At 41.4% G+C, this 2472-nt stretch carries 3 protein-coding genes; 2 read left to right on the top strand and 1 reads right to left on the bottom strand.

Translation table 11 applies throughout. The features are described 5' to 3' along the window. Positions 1 to 129 precede the first annotated feature (129 nt). On the bottom strand, positions 130 to 570 hold the full coding sequence (gene soxR / locus BCU12_RS10090; RefSeq protein WP_102404183.1) for a redox-sensitive transcriptional activator SoxR: 441 nt from the start codon (positions 568 to 570) through the stop codon (positions 130 to 132). A gap of 99 nt (positions 571 to 669) precedes the next feature. Here soxR and BCU12_RS10085 point away from each other — a divergent pair, with 99 nt between their 5' ends. Together BCU12_RS10085 and BCU12_RS10080 are read left to right on the top strand one after the other, a co-directional pair. Further along, positions 670 to 1086 carry a RidA family protein gene (locus BCU12_RS10085; protein WP_102404182.1) on the top strand — a complete coding sequence of 139 codons (417 nt, stop codon included), beginning with the start codon at positions 670 to 672 and terminating at the stop codon, positions 1084 to 1086. Between the two features lie 67 nt (positions 1087 to 1153). Next, a complete protein-coding gene (locus tag BCU12_RS10080; protein WP_102404181.1) occupies positions 1154 to 2026 on the top strand; it encodes a DMT family transporter in 873 nt (290 codons plus the stop codon). The last annotated feature ends 446 nt before the right edge of the window (positions 2027 to 2472 follow it).

Here is a 2472-nt window from a genome sequence, read left to right as displayed (position 1 = left end):
ATTGAATAGCTATTCAATACTAATTGTTCTCAACTAGGGCGCATCTAGAATTTGCATAAGTTAATCTTATAGTGCCAATACTGCCTGCTTAATTTTGCAAACTCATTCTTGTCCAAAAGTGTGGTAGCTTCAGCCTGTGATTCTCTGCGCTCCTTGCCCCTGCTCATACAGTTCATCTTCAGGATTAAATAGATGGCACTTCTTCATACTCAAACACCCACAACCAATACAACCAGATAGATTGTCTTTCAGAGACTTGATCTTCTCCATTTTGCGGTCCAGATCATTCTGCCATTTCGTTGCCACTCTATCCCAATCTCGCTTGGTGGCGGTTTTATGCATTGGTAAACCGCTGAGTTCCTGAATTATCTCTTCAAGGGTAAACCCTACCGATTGCGCGACTTGAATGAGAGCTATACGTCGCAGCATTGAGGGCAAATATCGACGTTGGTTACCATTGGTTCTAATGGATGCAATCAAGCCTTTAGTCTCGTAAAAACGCAGTGCTGACGTGGCGACACCACTGCGATCTGCTAGCTGACCTATCGTTAGATAATCATCTCTGAACATACTGATTCCAACTTTTTCAATGTTTCGCTTTACTTAAAGTTAACTTTAACTTTTATACTCTCACAAACTTCGAAATTCAACACATAAAAGATTAATGTTATGACAAAATCAACTCCAGTATTTCACAACCCAGAAGGTATCTTTAACCCAACACCCTTTGGTTTTTGCCACACAGTTAAAGCACCAGCTAGTGGGGAACTGGTTTACATTTCAGGTCAAAGTGGTGGTAAGGGTATGGAGCATACTCTCCATGATGATTTTCGCCATCAGGTTCGTGTTCTATTATCAAACCTAAATATTGCACTGAGCGCTCATGAACTAGGTTTTAACGATGTACTAAAAATTACCATTCTTATCGTCAATCATGATAGTGAAAAATTGCATATCTGGAGTGAGGAAATGCTGAAGTGTTGGTCGGCTGATACACTGCCAGCAAGCACCCTGATTCCAGTACCAAAACTCGCTCTTGATGGTATGCAAATTGAAGTGGATGCCATTGCATTCAAACCCGTTTAATCTTAAATATCGCTAAAACTTTCTTATTTATACAGCTCGGATTATGAGCTGCATTTAGGCTACCATGATGCTTAAAAACTACTTAACTCTACTCTTAATTGGCCTAATTTGGGGCTCACAATTTATTTTCCAAGCTATGGCGTTAGAGGTGTTCTCTCCTGTATGGATTGGTACATTACGTGCGGTGTTTGGCGCATTCACAGTGGTGGTAATTTGTCACGTAATGGGGCTACGGAGTACCAGTAAGCAATGGACACTATTTGCGGTAATTGGTTTGCTTGAGGCTACGATCCCCTTTGTACTCGTTCCTTGGGCGCAAAAAGAGCTGAGCAGCTCTGTCACTGCTATCTTAATGGGCACATTACCATTTTATGCACTTCTACTTGCCCCGCTATTTATTCAAAACTCAAAAGTCACCAAAGGAAATCTATTCAGTGTTTCCATCGGTTTTACAGGCTTGCTGGTGCTTTTCTATCCAGATTTCGTATCTGGAGGGCAACAATTTAATATGACCAGTGCACTTGCTGTGATTCTTGCTGCGGTCTGCTTCGCGATTGCCCTATTATTGCTTAACCGAGTGCAGAAAGAACACCCAATGATTGTGGCAAGAAATGTGTTAGTCATGGCGAGTATTCAATTATTTATAGTCGCAATGATTACGACACCTTTCGCATTGGATAAGGTTTCATCACATGCTGCTGGCTCAATCATCTATCTCGGCGTTATGTGCGCAGGCGTGGTCTACTACCTGTATATGATGAGCATCAAAAATTCTGGAGCGGTTTTTACTTCAATGACTAACTACCTTGTTCCTGCCGTGGGTGTACTTATCGCAGCACTAATGACCCACGAGAGCATCCTAACCACAACTTGGATTGCCTTAGTCATTATCCTCTCGGCTTTGTTTATCAATCAAATAGCGGCGAAAAATGAACAATAAGCTCCGTGGCCACCTTCAGATTATCCTTGCCACGTTTCTGATTGCAGGGTCTTTTATTGCAAGGTGAGTATCTCAGTGAATGACCCAAAGATCCTTGGGCCTATCGATGGGCACCGACTAACCGTAAAGTCAGAAATATTCATCTCACATCACAAAAACTGCCGTTGATCTTACTTTTGTTACTACATTTTGTGAAATTGATCGTAGCTATTTTTGAGATTCAGAGCTAAATTCAATACTGGCTCCAGAGAAAGAGAGTCAGACTTGAGCTCATTGAAGAGCGCCCTGTCGTATATAGTGAGGGATATAATGAAGAAAACGAGAAGAGCACAACTGCATCGTGTCAGAATTCAGTATTGGAAAGACACAACTAAAGATGCAAAGAAACAGTAAACACGCTTAAAGGCAGATAGACGAAATATCTGATACTAGCAAAAGTTTACAAT

This window comes from Vibrio sp. 10N.261.55.A7, from assembly GCF_002877365.1.
Lineage (GTDB): Bacteria > Pseudomonadota > Gammaproteobacteria > Enterobacterales > Vibrionaceae > Vibrio.
The sequence above is the reverse complement of the archived record's forward strand: the minus strand, read 5'-3'. Positions and strand labels throughout refer to the sequence as shown.

Excerpts from the sequence above, each read along its gene's own strand:
- BCU12_RS10085 (WP_102404182.1), top strand. The coding sequence starts at position 670 with ATGACAAAATCAACTCCAGTATTTCACAACCCAGAAGGTATCTTTAAC.
- soxR (WP_102404183.1), bottom strand. The coding sequence starts at position 570 with ATGTTCAGAGATGATTATCTAACGATAGGTCAGCTAGCAGATCGCAGT.
- BCU12_RS10080 (WP_102404181.1), top strand. The coding sequence starts at position 1,154 with ATGCTTAAAAACTACTTAACTCTACTCTTAATTGGCCTAATTTGGGGC.